The sequence below is a fragment of the Pseudobacter ginsenosidimutans genome (assembly GCF_007970185.1).
GTDB lineage: Bacteria > Bacteroidota > Bacteroidia > Chitinophagales > Chitinophagaceae > Pseudobacter > Pseudobacter ginsenosidimutans.
This window is the reverse complement of the sequence record NZ_CP042431.1, coordinates 1645658-1663353: the sequence shown is the minus strand read 5'-3', so window position 1 is coordinate 1663353 and position 17696 is coordinate 1645658. Positions and strand designations below refer to the sequence as shown.

Here is a 17696-nt window from a genome sequence, read left to right as displayed (position 1 = left end):
TTACAGGTATTTATCGCCCTTGTTTCTTTTTACTTCGGCAACGTACTCTTTGATCTCCTGTTCTTTTTCTTTTTTGCAGATGAGCAACACATCATCGGTGTCTACAACAATAAAATCTTCCATGCCCTGCAGCAATACCAGTTTGTCTTTCTGAGCATGTACCATATTGTTGTGGGAATCGAAGACCATCACTTCATTACCGGCAACAGCGTTGCCGAGATAATCTTTTTCAAGGTTTTCGTAAGCGCTGTTCCAGGTTCCGAGATCGCTCCAGCCGAAAGAGGCCGGGATGAGGTAAACGTTATCCGCTTTTTCCATGATACCGAAGTCTATGCTGATATTGGTGCAGAGCGGATAGATCTCCAGCAATGCAGCATGTTCTTCCGGAGTATTGAAGCGGGCCTTTTCAGCGAGGAACACTTCATACATTTCGGGAAGATATTTCTCGAAAGCAGAAATGATATTCTTTACCTGCCAAACAAAGATGCCGGCATTCCAGAGGAATTCGCCACTGGCCATGAAGGCTTTTGCCAGTTCAAGGTTGGGCTTTTCAGTAAAGGTTTTCACCTTGTACACATTGTCAGACACTTCGTGCTGTTCATACTGGATATAGCCGTAACCTGTATTGGGATAGGTTGGCTTGATGCCAAGCGTGATCAGCGCATTGTGTTTGGTCACAAAGCTGAGGGCTTCCAGGCAAACTTTGTTGAAAGCGATATTATCCAGGATGAGATGGTCCGCAGGCGCCACTATCATGGTGGCATTGGGATCCATCTGATATAACTTGAAAGAGATGTATGCGATACAGGGAGCGGTATTCTTCCGGGATGGCTCACCGAGTATGTTCTGCAGGGGGAGCTCAGGCAGCTGATGCTTCACGATGTTCACATATTCTGCGGAGGTGACCACATAAATATTTTCCTGCGGAATGAAAGCAGCAAATCGCTCGAAGGTAGACTGGATAAGTGTTTTACCGGTACCGAGAATATCGAGGAACTGTTTCGGGTAGTTGCTGCGGCTCATAGGCCAGAAGCGGCTTCCAATGCCACCCGCCATGATCACTACGTAATGATGTTTGTTCATTGTGAAAAGTTGTACTCGCTAAATCAGGCCCTCTCTCACGAGGTCGTGTAAATGAATAATTCCCAGGTATTGGTTTTCGGAGGATACTACCAGCTGGGTAATATCATATTGCCGGAGCAGGTCCAGCGCTTCGATGGCCAGTGCATCCGGGGCGATCGTTTTCGGATGAACAGTCATGATCTCGGAAGCAGTTACGCTATCCAATGTTACGCTTTTTTCCAGCATTCTGCGAAGGTCGCCATCAGTGATGATGCCCAGCAGTTGCTGCTGATCGTTGGTAACTGCTGTTACCCCAAGGCGCTTGCGGCTGATCTCCACGATCACTTCCTTGAGTGTTGCATTGGCCAGCACTGCCGGTTTTTCGTTTTGTGTATACAGATCGGCCACGCGGAGGTAGAGTTTCTTGCCCAATGTTCCACCGGGATGGAACCTGGCAAAATCATCGGAGCCGAATCCTTTCAGTTCCATCAACACCACAGCCATCGCATCTCCCATCACCAGCTGAGCGGTGGTGCTGGAAGTGGGGGCCAGGTTATTTGGACAGGCTTCCTGCGAAACGGTTGTATTGAGAACGATGTTCGAGTTTTTGGCCAGGAAGGAATGCATATTGCCGACCATACCGATGATGGTATTGCCGAAATTGCGGATCAATGGTATCAGTACTTTGATCTCGGGGCTTTCGCCGCTTTTGCTGATCACCATCACCACATCCTGCTGCTGTACCATTCCGAGATCGCCGTGAATGGCGTCTGCGGCGTGTAAAAAGATGGCTGGAGTGCCTGTGGAATTCAGGGTGGCCACGATCTTTTGAGCGATGATGGCAGATTTCCCTATTCCACTGATTACCAATCTTCCTTTCGTGTGCTGGATGGCCTGAACGGCCTTTTCGAACTGATCATCGATCATTGACCTCAATGCGTTGATAGCATCGGCCTCCTGCTGAATGGTTTTCAGCGCAAGTGATTTAATATCAATAGAAGACACAGCGTTCATAATTCAATTAGGCGCAAACCTACGGAAATATAGTGTGAATTTAAGTAAATGCAATACAGGGCGAATTGTTGAAACAATACTGTTAAATCATTTGCATAACCATTAATTTAAAGTAAATTCGCAACCCTTAATTAATACCAGTCCATCTAACCGGGACTTCGCCTGAACCAAACTAACAACCACCCTTAACGGGGTTAGCCACATGAGACCAGGTTCTATTGCGCGGCAGTAGCGTGAGAAAGGTCCTTTTCCTATTCAACACCTGAGATTGGTGAATAAATCTATTGATCAAAGTTCGACCACAACAATAATATATAACTGATAGTAGCAGGTATTGTTGAAACAATTTGTGTGAAGGAAATTTTACGAGCATGGCAACAACGACCAAAAAAACGTCCACAGCCAAAACGGCTAAAGGAACAAAAACCGCAACCGGATCACCCACTAACGGCTCTGCAAAAAATGTAGCTCCCACCAGTGCATCTCTCCATGAAGCATTACAGGAACATTTCGGGTTCGATGCATTCAAAGGCAATCAGGAAGCCATCATTCAAAGCTTACTCAGCGGAAAAGATACATTCGTAATTAAACCCACCGGAGGTGGTAAGAGTTTGTGTTACCAGCTTCCGGCAATCATCAGCCCGGGTGTGGCCATCATTGTAAGCCCCCTCATCGCCCTGATGAAAAACCAGGTAGACCTGGTCCGCAGCTACAGCAGTAAAGACGATGTAGCACACTTCCTCAACTCCACCTTAAGCAAGAAAGAGATCCGCACCGTTCAGGACGACCTCCAGAGCGGACGCACCAAAATGTTGTATGTTGCGCCTGAAACGCTCACCAAACAGGAGAACCTCGAATTCTTCGCCGACCTCAAATTATCTTTCTTCGCAGTGGACGAAGCGCATTGTATCTCCGAGTGGGGTCACGACTTCCGCCCGGAATACCGCCGACTCCGCGAAATGATGACGCAGATCAATCCGGACATCCCCGTTATCGCCCTCACGGCCACGGCTACCCCGAAAGTGAAAAGCGATATCATCCAGAACCTCGGGCTCCAGGAACCCAATGTGTTCATCTCCTCCTTCAACAGGCCCAATCTCTATTATGAGATCCAGCCAAAGATCAAAAAAGACCAGACCCTCAAAAACATCGTGCGCTTCATCGTGCAGATGAAAGACAAAAGCGGTATCATCTATACTCTCAACCGCAAGACCACGGAAGAACTGGCAGACATGCTGGTGGCCAACGGCATCAAAGCTGTTGCTTATCACGCAGGCCTCGATTCCAAACTCCGCGCCGAACGCCAGGACATGTTCCTGAATGAAGACGTGCAGGTAATTGTAGCCACCATCGCATTCGGAATGGGTATCGATAAACCCGATATCCGTTTCGTGATCCACTACAATATCCCCAAGAGCATCGAGAACTACTACCAGGAAACAGGCCGAGCAGGCCGCGATGGCCTCGAAGGAAAATGTATACTCTACTATTCTCATAAAGATGTAGCCAAGCTAGAACACCTGATGCGCGACAAGCCACTCAGCGAACGCGAAGTTGGCGCACAGCTCATCAACGAAACCGTAGCATACGCCGAGAGTGGCGTTTGTCGCCGTAAAGTACTCATGAGCTATTTCGGTGAAGACTATACGACGAAGAACTGTGGAGAGTGCGACAACTGTCTGCACCCGAAAGAACAGGTAGAAGCAAAAGACAATGCAGTGAAAGTGCTGAAAGCCATCAGAGGGCTCGATGAACGATTTGCTACAGACTATACAGTGAATATCCTGATCGGAAGGCTTACGCCCAATATCACGATGTTCCGTCATGAAGGCATCGCCGAGTTCGGCATTGGAAAAGATGAGCCCGATCATTACTGGGGTTCACTTATCCGGCAGATGTTGCTAGGCGGATTGCTCAGCAAAGAGATCGAAGACTATGGCGTACTGAAGATCACCAAAGCAGGAGAGGCCTTCCTGAAGAAACCGAAATCCTTCCCCATCGTTCTCAATAACCTTTATGAAGAAGCGAATGCAGACGATGAAGAAGGCGGCGCTGAAACAGCTGTAGGCACCGCAGTTGATGAGAAGTTGTTCGAGATGTTGAAAGAGCTCCGTCAGAAAGAAGCAAAGAAAAAACAACTGCCTCCTTTCGTGATCTTCCTCGAAACTTCACTGCAGGATATGGCAACGCTGTATCCAACCAACACACAGGAACTTGAAAAATGTTCTGGTGTGAGCAAGGGAAAAGCCATGCGGTATGGTAAGCCCTTCATTGAAATGGTAGCGAAGTATGTTGAAGAAAACAATATCGAACGCCCGGATGATTTTGTGATGAAGAGTGTGGTGAACAAGAGCGGTAACAAAGTTTATATCATTCAACAGACAGATAAGAGGATCCCGCTGGAAACCATCGCCAAGAACAAAGGATGGAGAATGGACGAGATGCTGGAAGAGATGGAGACCATCGCAGCGAGCGGAACCAAACTGAACCTCGACTATGCCATCGATGAAATGCTTGATGAGCACGAGCAGGAAGATATCCTGGAATACTTCAAAGGATGTGAGACCTCTTCATTGCAGGTGGCGCAGCAGGAATTGTCTGATGGCAATTTCAACTGGGAACAGCTGAAGATCATGCGTATCAAGTTCCTTGCGCAGTACGGGATGTAAGTGATATATTAATATTTGTCGTAACTTAAGGGATATTAAAACTATCACCTATGACAAAGAGAACCACCCATCGCAGTGTTGCGGGAAAAAAGTTATACGCGGTCCGGGATGAGAAAGGCCGCTTTGTAGATATCCAGACTTATGAGCGGGCACATAGGGCCGATTTGAAAAGAAAAAGCAAAGCAGAAAAAGGGAAGAAATAATTCAATTATTTTCAGGTTATTAAAATGAATCCCCCTATTTTTGCAGCCCCGAACGGGGAATTCAAAGGGGTAGAAAGAATAGGGGGATGATTTTAAACTTTGAATTTGAAATAATGGTGCGGTAGCTCAGTCGGTAGAGCAAAGGACTGAAAATCCTTGTGTCGGCGGTTCGATCCCGCCCCACACCACAGAAAAAGCGATTACAGAATTGTAGTCGCTTTTTTTATGTTCATACACAAGAATTTTAACTAAGACCTGTTGATCTCCAACAACGGTTTCATAATATCCTGAGAATAGAAGGAGCTTCTGATATGACCTGTTTTCAGGACCCTCGCAATATCCAATACCTGAAGCCCCGATAAAGCCAAACAATCATTCCGCATAAAAAATGCATTGAATCCTTCCTGATTAGTGGCTACCAGCGAATACCCTTTTTGGTTTGCCAGCTTATTGAAACTCACAAGCGATGCTCCCCACTCAGATGGTTGAAACGGTTCTTTAGCGGGCACAACTACTGATTGGGAGACGGCATTTGTTTCAACACCGCTTCAACGGATGTGTCTGAAAAATTTTGTTCCCCGCTGGAAAACCCTTCCTTCTTTTCTTTCTTTACATCAGACGCATGAAAGCCTTCAAACGTATCGAAGAGATACAGCGTGCGATCAGAAAAATACTGGTTGATATACCTGGCGAATTTTCCTTTGTAAACGCCTAGTTCTGCCACATTTCCCTGCAGTTTCTTATTCCTGATCTCAAAACAGATCAGCTCCAGTGCAGCCAGTCGCACATAGTCAAAGTAATTCTTATCCAGGGTTCGCTCACGGTGTAAGAATTCCAGCGAATTACTAATAAACACTTTGTTTTTCTGCAAAGTGTCCCCAAACAACAGGTTGATACCTTTGGTTATAGATTTAATCATAAGAGTATTTCAAAGCCGTGAGTTGGCCCAGAAAATGACACACAAAATAACTGAAATATGTAGTTATCGAACAAATTCGGAATTACGCAATACCAGGAATAATTTCTATTTTTCTGTAAACCATCTTTTGTGGCACTCATCATATTCGGCATATTGCCCGTTTACCTAACTCCCGCCATAATCGTGTAATTATCCTGCAAAAATCAGGCAAAAAATCCCTGGGGTTGGGCCGTCCTTAATCATATAAGGCCCTTAGTGTTGGTAATTGGCGGCATTTAAAGCGCAGTCGCCACCAGGATGCATACAGCATTCATCGCAATGGGGTTACTCTAAAATAATATATCCAGTCGCAAATCCATTCATATAATTCCTGCCCCTCTTGTGAACTTTTTCCCGGATTTTCCATTAGCAATAATTCAATCTGCCATAAAATGACAACCGCCTCCTATGATATCTCAATTCTTCCGTATGTCCCGGCATACAGGAAAGGCTGCGTGGATGCTTTTGCCAGCAATATCCCCAAATACTTTACTACAGACGAGGTCAGACAATTCGATGATTGGCTCGATTACCTCGAAGGCTCCAAAGAACTCTACCCGGACGAAGAGAACCGTTATTACGTAGCCCTGCTGCAAAATGAAGTGATTGCCTGCGGAGGCTTCGGCTATAACCCGGCAACGAATCAGGCTACACTGGCATGGGGACTGGTTCATAACAGTTATCACAGGAAGGGCATCGGAAGCGCCTTACTCTATCACCGGCTGAACAAGGTCGCTGAATTATATCCCACCGCTGTTTTGTGGCTGGATACTACCCAGCATTCTTACCCGTTCTTCGAGCGGCACGGTTTTGTTATAGAAAAAATCACAAAGGATTCCTATGCCCCGGGCATGGATCGATATGATATGAAATGGCAAAAGAAATAATCATTCCCGCTGTCAACCGCTTTGAATGGGCGGCTGCGATCATTGCTCCCGCAGCTGATGATCATATCCTGGAAATAGGATGTGGCGCAGGACTGCTGGCTGAACTGATCACAGCATCACTTCACAAAGGCAAACTGACGGCTATCGATAGCTCGGCTTCCATGATCCGTAAAGCGGAAAAAAGAAACCAGGCAGCCATCAGCAACGGCAAACTATCCCTGTTGACCAAATCATTTGCAGAGGCCAGGTTCCGTCAACCTTTCAACAAGTTCGTTGCCTTCAATGTCAATTTTTTCTGGAAGAATACGGAAGACGAGCTTGCCCTGATCCAAAAACTGCTGACCGCCCACGGCAAACTGTTCGTGTTCTATCAAACACCTTCCGGTATTGATCTGCAATTGAAGAAGAAGATCGAAGACATGCTTACCAGCAATGGTTTCAAAATTTACCGGAGCCTGGTGGAAAACAAAGAGCCTGTACGTTCCTTCGCCCTGATCGCCACTGTTCATTAGTAGCCCTGGTATCCTTTTTAATGTGATTTGTAAAACCATCCCAATGATCACTTCGGAAAAGGATCTTCATTTCGGAAACCCGCTTTGGGCGGATCATCCTTCCAAACAATTATCCGTTGACGTGATCCGGAAAGATCTCCGTACGGATGTGGCCATCATCGGAGCAGGCATCAGCGGAGCCATGATGGCTGAAGAGCTTGCCAGTGCCGGTTTCAAAGTTGTTGTGCTGGATAAAAGATTCCCGGGACATGGGTCCACCATGGCCACTACCGCTCTATTGCAATTCGAAATTGACCAGCCATTGACCCGCCTGATCCCGCAAATAGGATTCGATAATGCAGCCCGCGCCTGGCGGAGATCAAAATTATGCCTGGAAGGATTGGCGGTACGAATCAAAATGCTCGGCATCCGCTGTGGCCTTAGACTTCAGCAGAGCCTTTATCTCAATGGTAATGTATTGAACGCTGCGGCACTCTCCAAAGAACTGGAATTGCGAAACCAGATCGGACTTCAAACAGAGCTCATCAAAAGAAAAACCCTCCTGGACCAATACGGACTGCATGCTACGGCCGCACTCAGATCATATCACAATTATTCGGCTCATCCATATCTCCTCAGCAATGGATTTCTCTTAGAGGCGATGAAAAGACGCGCACAGATCTATTCTCCGGTAACTGTTCGTGATATCACAACCAGTCCGCGCCGCGTGTATCTGGAAACCAGTTATGGATTTACTGTTACTGCACGATATGCGATCTTCACCACGGGCTATGAAGTGCCGGAACAACTCAGGGACCAACACTTCAGCATCTATTCAACCTGGGCGATCGCCACCTCAAGGCAACCATCTTCCCTTATAAAGAACCTTCCCATCATCTGGCAGGCCGCCGATCCATATCTCTACCTCCGCACTGCTCCGGACGGCCGTATCATCTGTGGAGGAGAAGACGAAGAATTCAGTGATGAAGAAAAACGCAACACTCTCAACAAGGAAAAGATTCCGGTGCTTCAAAAAAAATTATCCAAACTCCTTCCAGGAGCTGATACCCGCGCCGATTATGCCTGGAGCGGCGCTTTTGGAGTAACGCCCACAGGACTTCCAATGATCGGAAAAGTGCCTGGACTATACAATTGCTTTGCAGTGATGGCCTTTGGTGGCAATGGCATTACCTGGAGCCGGCTTGGCGCAGAGATGATCCGCAATTTTATTTCGGGGAAAAAAGAACCGGATGAAGACCTTTACCGGTTTCAGAAAAAGTAGAATTATGGAATCCTGTTTCCGTAACTTAGTATGGCATGAACTTCGAGCAGGCAATAACGATAGCCATTACCGATGTGCTTGAAAAACTCGGTCATCTTCCTACCAAAAAAACCACAAAGGACCATTGGTACCTTTCTCCGTTACGCGCAGAAAAAACAGCCAGTTTCACGGTTAACCTTAAGCGCAATGTCTGGTATGATTTCGGTTCCGGTAAGGGTGGCGGTATCATCAAGTTCACTAAAGCATGGCTTCAAAGCCAGGGCCAGCCTCATTCCTATCCGGACGCACTAAAATGGCTGGGCGGCCTTTCCGGTATCCAACCCTCGGTTAAACCATATATTCAAACAGCAGAGCAGGAAGAAACAAAACGCATTGAACTTGTATCCACCTCAAAGCTCCGCTCGAAAATGCTGATCGATTATCTCGAAGAAAGAGGTATTCCCCTTGAGCTGGCGCAGCTATACCTGCGCGAAATAAAATTGCTGGACCATGAAACGGGAAACTATATCCGTTCCATCGGTTTCAAGAATAATGCCGGTGGATACGAGAACCGCACACGTACTTTCAAAGGTTGTATAGGTCACAAATCCATCACCACCCTCAGAGGTAAAACACCGGAAGCAGAAGGAGTGCATCTCTTCGAAGGCTTTATGGACTTCTTATCCATGCTGGTTATTGAAGACAAACCCAGGCTTAACGACAATGTGATTGTACTGAACTCGGCCAGCTTGCTCAAACAGGCGCTGCCACTGCTTTTGCAGCAGCACTATAAATTCGTGTATACCTGGTTCGATAATGATGATACAGGGCATAAAGCCACAGAAGCCGTAAAAAAATTCTGTGAAGAACATCCTCCCTTACAGCATACCGCCATGAACAGCCCTTACGCAGATTATGAAGATGTGAATGACTGGTTGGTCCACCTGATCGCATAGATCATTGCATGCATTTCTTCACCAGTCGCATAATAGACGGAGTATTATTATATTCTTCCACTTTTTCCAGGGGTATCCATCTGACAGCATTAGCTTCGGGATTGGACGGAAGCTCATCAGTAGTTTTGTCTGCTTCAAAGAAGAAGCGGATATCGAAATGTATATGTTCGGGAACTCCTTTTCTTTCGGGTATCACATGGTGGTCCACATCAAATACTGCATTGGAGATCGGCCGCACCCCGATGCCTGTTTCCTCAAATGCTTCTTTGGCCGCAACTGCCATCACGTTGGGATCACCATCGCAATGTCCGCCGGGCTGAAACCATTTGTCCAGTTTTTTATGATGCAGCATTAAAGTATGAGTGCCTTCTTTGTTCACGATCCATGCAGAACCGGTAACGTGACCAACCAGCAGGGAGCGTTCAAAACAATCAGGGTGTTGACGGATGAATCTGATCGTATCCTGCAGCATTTCATTTTCCAGTTGATCATCTGTACGATGCGCCAGCAACAGCTCCAGGATATTACTTCGGATCATGTATAGAATTCGATTTTAGGATTATTGTATCAGTTTCTGTTCTGGAGTAAGATGCTCCATCTTCAATTGTTCGCGCCTGATGAATACCTGGTTGATCACAGCACGCACTTCATACAGATTGGCGGTTTCCGGATCCCTCCGCACTGCAGCATACTCAAATATGGCAAGGTACTCAGCCAGTTCCCTTAGATTAGGATAACTAAGCTCATTATTAAAAATAGCTGTAATTCTATTCAACAGAATCAGGGAAACCAATGCTATCATTGCGGGTATCCAGCTAAAGAATAACATCACCAGGGATGCAACAATAGAAAACGCGAATAATGAACGCAGCCACCCCTTCATTTCCAGCAACCGGGCCTTAATGCCCATATGTTGCCTTAGTTGTTTCATTTTCCTCCATCTTATCTTTCGGGGAAACAATTCTTCCAGGGAGGAAGATGGAGTTATGCTGTTCTTATCGATCTTAAGTATATCTGCTATGCATTGTCTCAACTTGTAGAAAGCTTGTTGACTGGTGCATTCGGGAGAATGCCTCTTGGCGAATTTGCTTTCTACCAGGTTATAGAAATCTCCGAGAGTCTCCAATTGAGAAAGTTCTTCCTGCGTGAATTGATGCCCAAATGACCGGATGCCGGCCAGAACACATTCCTCTACCGCTTCATCATCCAGATCAGCAAGTTTTCCTTCAAATTCAGGTAGTTTCATGGAAAAGGCTTATTTCTTCAAAAATAAACAAAAAGGGTGCATGGAAATCCATACACCCTCCCGGGAGACACAGTCTTCACAAATTCTTACGCCGCCATTTTATTGTAGAGTTCCTGCCCGATCGCTGCTTCCACCAGTGGAGGCATTGCCATTACAGCGTTTCCGCTGTCGATGGCCGCCAGGCGGTTCTTTTGGGAGTCCCATCCGAAAATATAAACGGGGCTACCGTTGATGCTTACACGATACCTTGCTTCAGTATTGTGCGTCTCATACATCGTTGCGTTCACGGTTACAGGCTGGCCTTCGAACACAATATCAAATGTCTGTGTACTTGTTTTTACTTTCCTGTTTTTCATATAAACCTCCTTTTATAGATCAATGAATACAGGTAATTATTTTCAATAGTCGTGCCGGGACGTGCCAGTTTTAAAGCATGACAGTCCATTTTAATTTCATCTTAATGATCCGGTTAAAAAGATGCTAAAATCAAATTAATGCTCAACAACAGCCTTCAATAATAACGCTCGTACACGCTGGCGCGGATATTTCCTGCGATGGCTTTTGCTTCTGTTGCATCTGTAATAGCGGGGTGGCTCATCAGCAGCATCGGGAGAACGGCTTCTCCTTTTCTATAAGGCGGTTGATGATAATCGATATCCACAATTGTATATCCGAGTCTTTCATAAAAGCTGATCCTGCGCTGGCTATTGGTATCGTGCACCCTTTCCACTTCCAGGATCACTCTTCCATGACCCGCTTCCAGCACGGATTGCATCACTTTCTCCCCATACTTTTTTCCTCTCTGTAACGGATCGATGGCCAGGTGCTCCACGTAATACCAACTACCAAGTTTCCATCCGATCACGAAACCTATTGCTGCTCCTTCATCCATCACTACACTTAATTGCATGGCCGGTTCATTCAGTAATTGTATGAACTGATGCCAGTCCCTTCTTTCCTCCACAGGAAAAGTTGATTCATACAAACTGCGAATGAATGGAAGCTGGGGATGCTCCGGTCTTGTGATCACATGCAGTTCCATAGCTGATGATTTGAAGAACAAATGTATCGATTACCTGCTTCATGATGGCCGCAGCTTCCTCAAAGGGCCGCCGGTATTGAATTTTACTGTACCTTTTAGCCCGAAATTAAAAACTACAAGCTATGCGTTCCTACTTTGTACCGCTTTCGCTGGCTGCCGCCACTTTCCTGGCTGTTGGCTGCGGCGAAAACAAACCAGTTCTGAAAGATGAAGACGGCCTGGCCGCATTCAGTGCAGACAGTCTCGGCAAAAACATCGAAGTGCTGGCCTCCGACAGTTTCCTTGGCCGCATGCCTTTCACTAAAGGCGAAGATCTTACCATCGATTTCCTGCAGAAAAAATTTGCCGCTGTTGGCCTGGAGCCCGGCAACGGCGATAGCTACCTGCAGGATGTGCCATTGGTGAATATCAAAACCACTGCGGCTCCAGACATGCAGGTGAATACTGCCAAAGGAAATTTCAAACTCAAGGGCCTCGAAGATTATGTGATCTGGACCAACAAAACAGACAGCGTTTCTCTCAACAACTCAGATCTCGTTTTTGCCGGTTACGGAGTAGTGGCGCCGGAATACAACTGGAACGACTATGAAGGAATCGATGTAAAAGGAAAAGTTGTACTGGTATTGGTAAATGATCCCGGCTACAACAGCGGAGATTCAACGCTGTTCAAAGGAAAGACCATGACCTATTACGGTCGCTGGACCTATAAATTCGAAGAGGCTGCGCGTCAGGGCGCACGCGGTTGTCTGATCATCCACAATACGCAGGCGGCCAGCTATCCTTTCGCAGTTGTGCAGAACAACTGGAATGGTTCCCGTCTTCGCCTCGATCCCCGTGGCAAAGACGAGCAGCATGCAGATGTGATCGGTTGGATCTCCGGACCTGCCGCCAACAAACTCCTTACTGCTGCCGGTTACGATTCCACGCTGCTGGCCAAAGCTGACCAGCGCGGATTCAAAGCTGTTCCGCTCAACGAACAACTCACTACCAGCATCTCCGTTCAGGCAGATTACAACAAATCGCATAACGTGATCGGTAAGATCACCGGCGCTAAACGTCCGAACGAATACATCATTTACACAGCACACTGGGACCACCTGGGAGTAGGTAAGGCTGATGAGAAAGGGGATTCCATTTACAACGGAGCGATGGACAATGCCAGCGCCACTGCCGGTCTCATCGAGATCGCCCGCGCATTCAAGAGCCTGCCAACGCCTCCTGAGCGCACCATCATCCTGCTGGCCGTAACTGCTGAAGAGCAGGGACTGCTGGGATCAGAGTACTATGCACAGAACCCCATCTATCCCGTTGCGCAAACTGTTGCCAATATCAATATGGATGTGTTGAACCCCTTTGGCAAAACTGCTGATATCATCGTAGTAGGCCGCGGTCAGAGCGATCTGGAAGATTATCTCCAGGAAGCCGCAACAAAAGCGGGCCGTCATATTTCTTATGAAACGCATCCTGAAGCCGGTTACTACTATCGTTCAGACCATTTCAATTTTGCGAAAGTGGGTATCCCTGCATTGTATACAGAGCGCGGTATCGATGTTGTTGGAAAAGGGAAAGAATATGGAGAACAACTGGATAAGGAATACAATGACCAACGCTACCATCGTCCGGCTGATAATTATGATGCAGCCACCTGGACCATGGAAGGAGCTATCGACGACCTGCAACTGCTGTTCCAGGTTGGCAAACGACTGGCTTTCGAAACCAGGTTGCCGGAGTGGAAGAAAGGCTCTGAGTTTAAAGCCATCCGCGATAAATCATTGGCGCAACCCGCACAATAGACAACTGTAAGATCATAAAGAAAGGGGCGGTCCAATGGTCGCCCCTTTTATTTTACTGTTGTTCTGATCTCAAATATTTCTTTATCGTGTCATCGATGGTTTGATGCCAGTTGATGGCAATCTCTTCATAGGTTTTGCGGGCCTGTTCGTTCCGCATCATTTCCTCAGCAGTCATCTGAAAAAATTTCCGGCAGCTGAGGTCCCATTCGTTGAGTAAGAAATTTGCATAGGGATTCACCAGTTCCTGCAACTCCATTTTGCCTTCCGGCTTTTGCTGGTTCAGGAATTTTTGCGCCAGCACAATCATATAAAGTTCCCAGCCAATGAGCAGGCAATAGAGATACTGGTATTGTTTGGATTTGTCTTCGATCTTTTGTGCATGCATCACATTGATGAGCTGATGCATCCAGCTTTTCACTACAGGTTCACTGTTGGTAAGACAACTGAACATGGACACTTCTTTTTTATCGATCTCAAAATCCAGTCCGGGTTTAGCCACTTCATCCAGGAACCAGGCGGCTATATTCTCTGCATGTTCCTCAAAAATATCCAACTGATCCTGCAGATCGTGCAATTCGTGTTCTTCAGCAGCTTCAAAGGGGCGGAAAAAAATATGGACGGCCCACCAGGCAAATCCGCAGCCGAAATAATATTTGTATTCTTTGTCTGTCATAATAATTCCTTCCCCTGAAATTAAGCAATAAAAAAGTCTTTGGCAGGCCGGTATCTGTTTCAATACATGCACTGCCAAAAGACTGGACGATGCAGACGCGCAGTTATTAACAACGCTCTGTCATCATGCTGGTTGTTGTAAGGATTAAAGCTGCTATCGATATACGCCTTTGCAGGCTATCAGCTTACATGATGAAGTAGGTACGGGAAATTATGATGGTGAGGAAACGGCCCCAAAGGTAGACAGATTATGGATCGAAAGCAATACCACATTGTGGTAAATGTTATTCTTTTTCAGCACTCGACTGCCGAAGCCTTGCAACAGCAGCCCTCACCAGTTCCATCTCAAATCCTTTCTGCACGAGGTAATCCGTGGTTTTGCTCATCTTCACAAAATGGTTCACTCCTTCTCCTTTTACACTATTCCATTTTACTGAAGCGAGCTTGTCCAGGGTTTTCAGATAATCTTCCTCATCTATTTCCTTCATCGCTTTTTTGATGCAGTATTCGCTTACGCGCTTTTGCTTGAGCTCGTATCTGATCTTTACCCGTCCCCACTGCTTCATGCGGAACTTGCCACCCGCAAACATAGTGGCATAGCGCTCTTCATTGAGGTAGTTCTCTTCAATGAGCTGACTCAGCAATTCTTCCACATCTGTTTTGCGCAGGCCATAGGAATAGAGCTTCTCTTTCACTTCCGTGTGAGAACGTTCCTGGTACCCGCAGTAGTGGCGGGCTTTCTGTAATGCCTGTTCTTTGCTTAATTGTTTTTGATATGCCATGGATCAGACTTCCTCCAGCCTGTCTACACATCCGTACGTTGTCTTCAGCAGATCATCATAATGGTCTGCGTTCTTGAAGAGCGTGCTGAATGTTTGTGATCCTGTATCCTTCGTAATATCGAGATCATAGATCACACAGCTCAGGACAATGTTCTGGCTCACGCAACTGAGCACCAGTCCATTCATTTTATAATTTTCCTGCAGGAGGTATTGATAAAGCGGCTTGATCCTGGTTGCGTCGGGCGGCAACTGACAGAGATAAGCATCACCTGTGATGAAATAGTTCTCAGGATTATAAGTGATCTTGATCTTGGCGCTTCCTTCCTTCACTTCCCAGCGGTTGGCGCCTGAGCGGGAAAGCTTGATGTCTTTACCCAGTTCACGCAGGATGTCTTCGATGGTTTTTGCAACACCAACTACTTCCATTTCTTTTTCTGGCAGCTCGGGTAGTTTAACTTCTGTTCCGCAGCTGGGGCAGTACTTGGCTGCTTCGATATTATCCGGCAGTACCAGGAACTCGCAGCTTGGACAACGGGTGGAAGGGGTACCTTTATGCGGAGCATATAATTGAAGGGCAGTACGCAGATAATTCACAGGCAGCGCGAAACCCAGGTTATCGCCGCCGCGAATGATGAATGAGTTCACACCGATCACTTCTCCTTCTTCATTCACCAGCGGACCGCCGCTGTTACCGGGATTGATGGCTGCATCGATCTGGATGAACTTCAGGCCATCGCGGATACGGTCCACTTTGGAGATCACACCTTGTGTAGCGGTATAGTTCAATCCATAGGGGTGACCGATAGCGATCACATTATCGCCATCTTTCAAAGATTCATAACGGCCCAATGGCAGTTCGGGCAGCTCAATTCCTTGCGGCGCCTGCAGGAATGCAAGATCGTGCTTGCGGTCTGTATACCATACACGGCTAAGCGCTTTTTCGAAGGTCTTGCCGGCAATGGTTACTTCAGGATTATTGTCAACAACGTGATCATTGGTGATGATGAGATCATACTCCTTCAGATAGAAACCGGTTCCGGTGCCGTTCTGTGTTGCGATCTGTATGATGGAGGGTTGAAATTTTTCAATTACCTGTTGTGTTGGCATAGCGATGTTGGTTAATGGGTCTAAGCTTCAAAATTCAATGCTGCTACTTCTGTACTGAAACTCTGATTAAAGTTCACCAGGTTATCATACTTCAGGCTATGAAGTTTGAAAGCCAGGTGCGGATATTTCGGTTTCCATTCCTCCATTATCTTTTCGATGGCTTCCTGGATGGCATCTGACTCGAAGGATTTATCGTTCACATCATAATACTTCGTGTTGAAGCCAAGCGCAGCAAAGTAATCCGCGTAATTCACCTGCATGAAGATCCTGAACAGGTCTGTCCAGGGCTTGGGCAGACTGTAGGAATACTGGCAGAAGGCGAGGGGGTACTCCATCACTTTATTGGCCACGAACGCATGTCCGTTCTCGTTATAGAAGGGCATGTTCTGTGCTGCTGCATTGATGGCGTCCTGAACCACTTCATATTTTTGCGGGCTCACGATGGCAAAAGTGTGGCGGCTGCGGAAAAGGTAGGGGAATACTTCTTCTTTAGGCTTGGTCAGCAGTTTTTCGTAGGCTTCGCGCATGAGTTGGTTTCGCTCAATGGTTTGCCTTTCGTCTTTCCTGTAATAGATGTCCACCAGTTTTTCCAGTTCATTCTGCAATTGTCCTTCTGGCGAGATCAGGTAATCTAACCGAAAGGCCAGTGTGAGCAGGAGATAGGCGATGCCTCCGGAATATTTATCGGCGTCCAGGGTTTTGATATATTCCAGTGTTTCGCTGATCCATTTCTGGAAGTAAGAGTATTTCACTTCTTTTTCAGTGAGCGGGATCTCTAGAACATGATCTGTGTCCATTGTTTGCAGGGCAGTGAATTCCTGCACCAGGAGATCGTCCTGTTTATCCGCTTTGGTGGCCAGTTCTTTCAACCCGTAATAAAGTTTGTTGGGGTTGGCGGTTTTGATATCACTGTCGAATCGCATGCAGATCCTGTCCTGGTCCAGCGCATAGCGGCTATAATAAAGATTGAAATTCATTTCCAGCAGGCGGCGCATCACGGGAACGCTCGACTGCGGCATTTTGGCGAGTGTGATCTCGGCCTGGAGGCGGTCGTTATTGAATTCCCCGCGCACCACTTTGGAGCCCTGGAACACCTGGAACCTGCCTTCCTGGCCATTACGTTCCAGCACTACGTTCTGCTCATTATCGTCCCGCAGATAGTCGAAAAAGGCTTCGATACACTGGTGATAATCCTGGTTCTTGAAAAGATTGTCCGCTTCCGTCCAGCGGCCCACCTTGGTCACAGACTTGTTATTGTCTGAATAACGGCCAAAAGTGATCGCCGGGTCTTCCTTCTTCTTTTTACCCCATCCAAATAATTTATCAAATACCATACGTAATTATATAATGTTTTTTCTAAATGCCCTGTTACAGGAGCCGGAATGAGGGCATGAAGTTATTCAATTTAACGGCTTTTGCAACTCCATTCCGGGACTTCTGCGGGATATACCACCAACGTGGTATACTGCGTCCGGCCCTGCCCGGAGGTTGCTAACAATTCCCGTTCGGTAACTGTTCAAAAAAAGCGTTACAAGGTATCATTCATAATTCTA

18 protein-coding genes and 1 tRNA gene are annotated in these 17696 nt (G+C 46.7%); 8 read left to right on the top strand and 11 right to left on the bottom strand.

Going from position 1 to position 17696, the window contains the following annotated elements:
* Complete coding sequence (locus FSB84_RS06870) at positions 1 to 1083, bottom strand: mannose-1-phosphate guanylyltransferase (protein WP_130542265.1); 1083 nt, start codon at positions 1081 to 1083, stop codon at positions 1 to 3.
* An 18-nt stretch (positions 1084 to 1101) separates the two neighbouring features.
* Positions 1102 to 2076, bottom strand: coding sequence for a KpsF/GutQ family sugar-phosphate isomerase (locus FSB84_RS06865; RefSeq protein ID WP_130542266.1), 975 nt, complete (start codon positions 2074 to 2076; stop codon positions 1102 to 1104).
* A 371-nt stretch (positions 2077 to 2447) separates the two neighbouring features.
* On the opposite strand from FSB84_RS06865, the gene recQ reads away from it, so the two are divergent.
* The 3 genes from recQ (at position 2448) to FSB84_RS06855 (ending at position 5136) form a co-directional block, all read left to right on the top strand.
* Positions 2448 to 4745, top strand: a complete 2298-nt coding sequence (gene recQ / locus FSB84_RS06860; RefSeq protein ID WP_130542267.1) for a DNA helicase RecQ — start codon at positions 2448 to 2450, stop codon at positions 4743 to 4745.
* Between the two features lie 50 nt (positions 4746 to 4795).
* The gene (locus tag FSB84_RS30635; RefSeq protein ID WP_158643802.1) at positions 4796 to 4948 is read left to right on the top strand and encodes a hypothetical protein; all 153 of its coding nucleotides are present in this window, start codon (positions 4796 to 4798) and stop codon (positions 4946 to 4948) included.
* 115 nt (positions 4949 to 5063) lie between these two features.
* Positions 5064 to 5136: transfer RNA gene (locus FSB84_RS06855), tRNA-Phe, on the top strand.
* A gap of 323 nt (positions 5137 to 5459) precedes the next feature.
* Here FSB84_RS06855 and FSB84_RS06850 read toward each other — a convergent pair.
* The gene (locus tag FSB84_RS06850) at positions 5460 to 5867 is read right to left on the bottom strand and encodes a TylF/MycF/NovP-related O-methyltransferase (RefSeq protein ID WP_130542268.1); all 408 of its coding nucleotides are present in this window, start codon (positions 5865 to 5867) and stop codon (positions 5460 to 5462) included.
* 431 nt (positions 5868 to 6298) lie between these two features.
* Here FSB84_RS06850 and FSB84_RS06845 point away from each other — a divergent pair, with 431 nt between their 5' ends.
* Genes FSB84_RS06845 through FSB84_RS06830 form a run of 4 tightly spaced genes read left to right on the top strand, consistent with a single transcriptional unit; the run spans position 6299 to position 9501 of the window.
* A complete protein-coding gene (locus FSB84_RS06845; protein ID WP_130542269.1) occupies positions 6299 to 6793 on the top strand; it encodes a GNAT family N-acetyltransferase in 495 nt (164 codons plus the stop codon).
* Positions 6778 to 7305 carry a class I SAM-dependent methyltransferase gene (locus tag FSB84_RS06840; RefSeq protein WP_130542270.1) on the top strand — a complete coding sequence of 176 codons (528 nt, stop codon included), beginning with the start codon at positions 6778 to 6780 and terminating at the stop codon, positions 7303 to 7305. The genes FSB84_RS06845 and FSB84_RS06840 overlap by 16 nt, the downstream gene beginning before the upstream one ends.
* 43 nt (positions 7306 to 7348) lie before the next feature.
* Positions 7349 to 8566: an NAD(P)/FAD-dependent oxidoreductase gene (locus FSB84_RS06835; protein WP_130542271.1), complete on the top strand. Its 1218-nt coding sequence runs from the start codon at positions 7349 to 7351 to the stop codon at positions 8564 to 8566.
* Positions 8567 to 8601: 35 nt separating this feature from the next.
* Positions 8602 to 9501, top strand: coding sequence for a toprim domain-containing protein (locus FSB84_RS06830; RefSeq protein ID WP_130542272.1), 900 nt, complete (start codon positions 8602 to 8604; stop codon positions 9499 to 9501).
* Between the two features lies 1 nt (position 9502).
* Here FSB84_RS06830 and FSB84_RS06825 read toward each other — a convergent pair whose 3' ends face one another.
* The 4 genes from FSB84_RS06825 to FSB84_RS06810 all read right to left on the bottom strand — a co-directional run bounded on the left by FSB84_RS06825 (position 9503) and on the right by FSB84_RS06810 (position 11789).
* Positions 9503 to 10039 (bottom strand): NUDIX hydrolase, encoded by a 537-nt coding sequence (locus FSB84_RS06825; RefSeq protein ID WP_130542273.1) that lies wholly within the window; start codon positions 10037 to 10039, stop codon positions 9503 to 9505.
* Positions 10040 to 10060: 21 nt separating this feature from the next.
* Complete coding sequence (locus FSB84_RS06820) at positions 10061 to 10747, bottom strand: hypothetical protein (protein ID WP_130542274.1); 687 nt, start codon at positions 10745 to 10747, stop codon at positions 10061 to 10063.
* Positions 10748 to 10833: 86 nt separating this feature from the next.
* Complete coding sequence (locus FSB84_RS06815) at positions 10834 to 11103, bottom strand: hypothetical protein (protein ID WP_130542275.1); 270 nt, start codon at positions 11101 to 11103, stop codon at positions 10834 to 10836.
* 155 nt (positions 11104 to 11258) lie between these two features.
* A complete protein-coding gene (locus tag FSB84_RS06810) occupies positions 11259 to 11789 on the bottom strand; it encodes a GNAT family N-acetyltransferase (protein ID WP_130542276.1) in 531 nt (176 codons plus the stop codon).
* Between the two features lie 122 nt (positions 11790 to 11911).
* On the opposite strand from FSB84_RS06810, the gene FSB84_RS06805 reads away from it, so the two are divergent.
* Positions 11912 to 13582 carry a M28 family metallopeptidase gene (locus tag FSB84_RS06805; protein ID WP_130542277.1) on the top strand — a complete coding sequence of 557 codons (1671 nt, stop codon included), beginning with the start codon at positions 11912 to 11914 and terminating at the stop codon, positions 13580 to 13582.
* Positions 13583 to 13634: 52 nt separating this feature from the next.
* On the opposite strand, the gene FSB84_RS06800 is transcribed toward FSB84_RS06805, so the two are convergent.
* The 4 genes from FSB84_RS06800 to FSB84_RS06785 form a co-directional block, all read right to left on the bottom strand.
* The gene (locus tag FSB84_RS06800) at positions 13635 to 14255 is read right to left on the bottom strand and encodes a hypothetical protein (protein WP_130542278.1); all 621 of its coding nucleotides are present in this window, start codon (positions 14253 to 14255) and stop codon (positions 13635 to 13637) included.
* A gap of 283 nt (positions 14256 to 14538) precedes the next feature.
* Positions 14539 to 15036, bottom strand: a complete 498-nt coding sequence (locus FSB84_RS06795) for a regulatory protein RecX (RefSeq protein ID WP_130542279.1) — start codon at positions 15034 to 15036, stop codon at positions 14539 to 14541.
* A 3-nt stretch (positions 15037 to 15039) separates the two neighbouring features.
* Positions 15040 to 16143, bottom strand: a complete 1104-nt coding sequence (locus FSB84_RS06790) for a trypsin-like peptidase domain-containing protein (RefSeq protein ID WP_130542280.1) — start codon at positions 16141 to 16143, stop codon at positions 15040 to 15042.
* 20 nt (positions 16144 to 16163) lie between these two features.
* Complete coding sequence (locus tag FSB84_RS06785) at positions 16164 to 17477, bottom strand: type III secretion system chaperone family protein (RefSeq protein ID WP_130542281.1); 1314 nt, start codon at positions 17475 to 17477, stop codon at positions 16164 to 16166.
* Between the last annotated feature and the right edge of the window lie 219 nt (positions 17478 to 17696).

Excerpts from the sequence above, each read along its gene's own strand:
- FSB84_RS06845 (WP_130542269.1), top strand. The coding sequence starts at position 6,299 with ATGACAACCGCCTCCTATGATATCTCAATTCTTCCGTATGTCCCGGCA.
- FSB84_RS06825 (WP_130542273.1), bottom strand. The coding sequence starts at position 10,039 with ATGATCCGAAGTAATATCCTGGAGCTGTTGCTGGCGCATCGTACAGAT.
- FSB84_RS06795 (WP_130542279.1), bottom strand. The coding sequence starts at position 15,036 with ATGGCATATCAAAAACAATTAAGCAAAGAACAGGCATTACAGAAAGCC.
- FSB84_RS06800 (WP_130542278.1), bottom strand. The coding sequence starts at position 14,255 with ATGACAGACAAAGAATACAAATATTATTTCGGCTGCGGATTTGCCTGG.
- FSB84_RS06805 (WP_130542277.1), top strand. The coding sequence starts at position 11,912 with ATGCGTTCCTACTTTGTACCGCTTTCGCTGGCTGCCGCCACTTTCCTG.
- FSB84_RS06870 (WP_130542265.1), bottom strand. The coding sequence starts at position 1,083 with ATGAACAAACATCATTACGTAGTGATCATGGCGGGTGGCATTGGAAGC.
- FSB84_RS06785 (WP_130542281.1), bottom strand. The coding sequence starts at position 17,477 with ATGGTATTTGATAAATTATTTGGATGGGGTAAAAAGAAGAAGGAAGAC.
- FSB84_RS06790 (WP_130542280.1), bottom strand. The coding sequence starts at position 16,143 with ATGCCAACACAACAGGTAATTGAAAAATTTCAACCCTCCATCATACAG.
- FSB84_RS30635 (WP_158643802.1), top strand. The coding sequence starts at position 4,796 with ATGACAAAGAGAACCACCCATCGCAGTGTTGCGGGAAAAAAGTTATAC.
- recQ (WP_130542267.1), top strand. The coding sequence starts at position 2,448 with ATGGCAACAACGACCAAAAAAACGTCCACAGCCAAAACGGCTAAAGGA.
- FSB84_RS06865 (WP_130542266.1), bottom strand. The coding sequence starts at position 2,076 with ATGAACGCTGTGTCTTCTATTGATATTAAATCACTTGCGCTGAAAACC.
- FSB84_RS06820 (WP_130542274.1), bottom strand. The coding sequence starts at position 10,747 with ATGAAACTACCTGAATTTGAAGGAAAACTTGCTGATCTGGATGATGAA.
- FSB84_RS06810 (WP_130542276.1), bottom strand. The coding sequence starts at position 11,789 with ATGGAACTGCATGTGATCACAAGACCGGAGCATCCCCAGCTTCCATTC.
- FSB84_RS06815 (WP_130542275.1), bottom strand. The coding sequence starts at position 11,103 with ATGAAAAACAGGAAAGTAAAAACAAGTACACAGACATTTGATATTGTG.
- FSB84_RS06840 (WP_130542270.1), top strand. The coding sequence starts at position 6,778 with ATGGCAAAAGAAATAATCATTCCCGCTGTCAACCGCTTTGAATGGGCG.
- FSB84_RS06835 (WP_130542271.1), top strand. The coding sequence starts at position 7,349 with ATGATCACTTCGGAAAAGGATCTTCATTTCGGAAACCCGCTTTGGGCG.
- FSB84_RS06850 (WP_130542268.1), bottom strand. The coding sequence starts at position 5,867 with ATGATTAAATCTATAACCAAAGGTATCAACCTGTTGTTTGGGGACACT.
- FSB84_RS06830 (WP_130542272.1), top strand. The coding sequence starts at position 8,602 with ATGAACTTCGAGCAGGCAATAACGATAGCCATTACCGATGTGCTTGAA.